Annotated in this window: 8 protein-coding genes; all 8 read right to left on the minus strand. The window is 38.8% G+C overall.

Features of this window, described 5'->3' with window-relative positions; genetic code table 11:
* Positions 1 to 74: 74 nt before the first annotated feature.
* Positions 75 to 548, minus strand: a complete 474-nt coding sequence (locus MXE28_RS11265; protein ID WP_021840407.1) for a hypothetical protein — start codon at positions 546 to 548, stop codon at positions 75 to 77.
* The gene (locus MXE28_RS11270; protein ID WP_021840408.1) at positions 541 to 927 is read right to left on the minus strand and encodes a hypothetical protein; all 387 of its coding nucleotides are present in this window, start codon (positions 925 to 927) and stop codon (positions 541 to 543) included. Before MXE28_RS11270 ends, MXE28_RS11265 begins: the two co-directional genes overlap by 8 nt.
* Before the next feature lies 1 nt (position 928).
* Positions 929 to 1384, minus strand: a complete 456-nt coding sequence (locus tag MXE28_RS11275; RefSeq protein WP_247240180.1) for a hypothetical protein — start codon at positions 1382 to 1384, stop codon at positions 929 to 931.
* A gap of 46 nt (positions 1385 to 1430) precedes the next feature.
* Positions 1431 to 1790: a hypothetical protein gene (locus MXE28_RS11280; RefSeq protein ID WP_247240181.1), complete on the minus strand. Its 360-nt coding sequence runs from the start codon at positions 1788 to 1790 to the stop codon at positions 1431 to 1433.
* The gene (locus MXE28_RS11285; RefSeq protein WP_247240182.1) at positions 1787 to 2518 is read right to left on the minus strand and encodes a phage antirepressor KilAC domain-containing protein; all 732 of its coding nucleotides are present in this window, start codon (positions 2516 to 2518) and stop codon (positions 1787 to 1789) included. The genes MXE28_RS11280 and MXE28_RS11285 overlap by 4 nt, the downstream gene beginning before the upstream one ends.
* A 15-nt stretch (positions 2519 to 2533) precedes the next feature.
* A complete protein-coding gene (locus tag MXE28_RS11290; protein ID WP_247240183.1) occupies positions 2534 to 2926 on the minus strand; it encodes a single-stranded DNA-binding protein in 393 nt (130 codons plus the stop codon).
* A complete protein-coding gene (locus MXE28_RS11295; RefSeq protein WP_247240185.1) occupies positions 2923 to 3558 on the minus strand; it encodes an ATP-binding protein in 636 nt (211 codons plus the stop codon). The genes MXE28_RS11290 and MXE28_RS11295 overlap by 4 nt, the downstream gene beginning before the upstream one ends.
* Positions 3512 to 3837 (minus strand): DnaD domain protein (locus MXE28_RS11300; RefSeq protein WP_247240184.1); only part of this gene is annotated, 326 nt, incomplete at its 5' end. The genes MXE28_RS11295 and MXE28_RS11300, both read right to left, overlap by 47 nt.

Genomic DNA, 3837 nt, shown 5'->3' on the forward strand with positions numbered 1-3837 from the left:
GGCTTCGCATCCGGCGCAAGATATAGCGCCACGTCCGCAGCTTTTCGCATTGACGTCTAAGCCGTTTCATGTTTTCACAATTTATTTTCATCGTTTACCTCCGCTAGCTTGCAATATTTCCAAGCATGCCAATCTACCATCCCTTTCTTGCTCCAGCTTGTTCGCCCATCAGCAAAAGCAATGAATGGATCAATATTAACCTCTACATATTGTTTGAAATAAGCTCTTTCCCAAATTTCTCCATCAGCACTTACAAGCACAGGGGTATCAACTGGCACATTTTTCCAATCTACAATCTCCAGCTCTTTGCCAATATCTAGTAAGGTTTCTATATTCATTCGCAAATCTTGGAATAAATCTTCAAAATAAGTAAGTTCTACTATCACTTTAGTAAGGTCTTCCGATGCATCCCACCAACAACCGTCACTATCAAATGAAGGCTTATCTTCATAAGCGTAAATTTCTCCAGTTAAATCTCTAGCCACATAACGCGCTCCATATCGATATGCACGTTCCAAAATCTCTTTTCTTAATTCCTTATCAGTCATGTTGTGCTGCCTCCTTTGCTTTTCGCTTCTGAATTTTGTTATCGTTCGCACACTTTCCGCTGCAATATTTCCGGTTCTTACTTCTGCCGATGAATTTTTTACCACAATATTGACATTTGAGCTCCACGGTTTCCGGCTCCCATTTCGGCGCTGCTTTAAAAGGGGAGCTCTTTTCAATTTTGATAGCATCATCAATGTCCATGACATTTTTCTTGTCTAAACAGCAGTAGCCATCAACATAACGCCAGCCTTCACTTACCCAATAGCCGCCGTCATTCTTTTTCGGCTTTTCCCGGTGTACACACTCGCCGCCGACAGGGTCTCGGGCAATGAATTTAAAGCCGAGTTCTTGCGCCTTGATGTAGTCCACGCCGAACATATTACTCACCTTCTTCGGCTAACTTACAGAATGCCCAATTATCATATTTAACAATGCTCTGAATGCTCTTCACCGTATAACTTGTCTTGCCGTCGATATAACAAATAAATGGATAATCCGATTCGGCGCTATATTTGTAAAAGTGCCGATATTCCCACGGCTCTGTTACGTTGTTTCGCACTAGCACCGGCGTATTATCCGGCACAGTCGACCAATCAAGCGCGCCAATCTCAATAGCGATATTCAAAGGTTCTTTATCTTCCCAATTAATATTATTAAATAAATTTGATAATACGCCTAATGTCCTCACATAACCATTAGCAATCCATGCGTATTTATTTTTAACTGGCTTGCGTACAAAAGCCCGGACCCAACCATTGTGGTCTTTTGCAATAAATCTAAATCCTTCGTTGTAAAGGAATTGCATTATATCGTTTCTTAATTGACTTTTATCCATGACATAACCCCCTTATTTGATTTTCTCATCCAACTCTTTTGCTTTGTCATTCATCGTTATCGCTCCTATAATTGCTATTCAATAATTCGCTTTCCCTATACAAATTGAACCAATCATCGGCGGTCATCGTTACAAGCCACTCACGATAATTTTTCCGGTGGAATACCGCCGGCACTCGCCCCGATTTCTTGCTATCTCGTTTTGCTTGCTCAATCGCATTGTATATATTTAAGTTTTCAACACGCTTAACTTCAGCATGTACACCCGGTAAGCCAACAACATCAGCTGCTTCGCCTGTATTACCACAATACTGCTGTGTACGGCGAACTCTTGAAAACCCTTTATCACGGCACAATGAAGCAAATTCACGTTCACCTTTTTTGCCTTTTTCTCTACTATTCATCATGCCACCTGCTCAATCAAAGGTAATATATTTATACTTTTCAGTAGTTCATAAATAAAAAGCCGCCCTTTTTGCGTCCAATATGTATGCATTACACTGCGTTCCGCATCTAATGCTGTAGTTTTACTAGAAGTGTATCCTTTATCAGCATATTTCTGATATAAAAACCATTGGTCCGATTGCTTGTATTGCACACCCTTATCTTTTAGGATTTGATTTAATCGTCTAGCACTCAATCCAAAATCTTTAGCAATTTGAGTGATGCTTAATAAACTAGTATTCTGTAGTACTAAATCATAATAAGTAGCCTTTGGCTGTAGTTCTTGTAGTTGCTGATTTTGTTGTGCAATCGTTATTTTCTGATTGTTAATTACATTATTCGCAATCTTTAACGCTCGCCCCATGACTTTTTCCGGACTATTCCAATCACGTTCAATTTGAATAAAATACTCTCGGGCTTGCTTACCTTTATCATTTCGAGCTAGCATACATAATTGCTTCGCCATATCGATAGTCAGTTCATGATCAATAAAGGTAGATTCATTACCTTGAGCTGTTAGTCTTTTTTGACTAACAGCTCTAAAGTCAACATTTTCACTAAAACCGTATTCACACATTCTTTCAAACCATTTTGTATATTGCGTTCCGATTTCCAAAAACATATGCAAATCTCTACCACTTACTATTTGCTTGTCTTCCTCTGTAACATTAACAGCTATTAAATCCATCATAGTATCACCTATTTCCTAAAACGGTATATTTTCATCAGTACTGTCTACACTTTCAAAGCTATCAAAATTAGATGTTTCGTTTACCGGAGCATTCAAAGATACTCCAACAAAGTTGGCAACTACTTCAGTTACATAGCGTTTTTGCCCATCCTGAGTTTCATAAGAACGGGTATTCAAACGCCCTTCAACGAAACAACGACTTCCTTTACGCAGACTACCAACGGATTCCCCTTGTTTTCCCCAAGCTACACAATTTATGAAAGCAGTCTGTTCTTTCTGCTCATTAGAATTTGAATCAAAATATGTATTTGTCGCAGCCACTGTAAATGATGCTACAGCTCTACCTGTTTTAGTAAAGCGTACTTCAGGGGCACGAGCTAAATTACCTAATATCTGCACTGAATTCATGACTTTCTCCATTCTTCTTTTCGCAAACTTTCACCAAGCAATGTTATGATTTGATTCGTGCTACGTATTCTATCAATAGCACGTTGATCATATCGTTCCGCTAATTCTTTAATTGGTAAGTTGGTTGTAATAATTATCGATTTTGACCGCTGATACCGTTCGTCAATAATTGACATAATACGCTTAAGCATCCAGCTCTCTTCCTTATTTTTGCCGATATATTCGCCGCCCAAATCATCTAAGACCAATAACGGACAATTTTGAATGCGTTGCTCAAATTCATATCGCTCTTCTTGATCTCTAAAACTCATCAATTTATCGAGAAGCGAAATCATAGAGATAAAATAGGGACTTTTTTTATGCTTAATAGCTTCTTTCATAATGGCAATCGCAGCCGTAGTCTTTCCGGTTCCAACAGGACCTTTAATAATAAGCCCCAATCCTTGATTAAGATTGTCTACAATATGACTGGCATAGTCTTTAATAACTTCAAAGGCAATTGCATTGTCAGTGGCTACATCCATAGTTGCTATCTCAACATGTCGAAATCGTTTATATATGCCGTAATACTCCCAATTTATCGGCTTAGAAATGGTCGGGGTCATTTGTCCAGTCAACCGCTCCCGTTCCATTGCCACTTGATGATACTGCTCGCACATCTTTTTTAAATTGTGCGTGACTTTGCTTACATGTTCCACTTGCTTCCACCTCCCATGGTTTTTCTGACAAATTATATTGACTATTCCATCGTTTCAATATGGCTCTTACATAGGCCCACATTCTTTTATTGCATGAAACAGCAATTTCCATAGCTGCATTACACCAAGCTATACCATACGTATTGGCATCATCAATCAATATCTCTTTAGACAATCCGGATATAGCACCGAATCCGTTTTCAATATAATTTT

The sequence above is a fragment of the Veillonella sp. KGMB01456 genome (assembly GCF_023051165.1).
GTDB lineage: Bacteria > Bacillota > Negativicutes > Veillonellales > Veillonellaceae > Veillonella_A.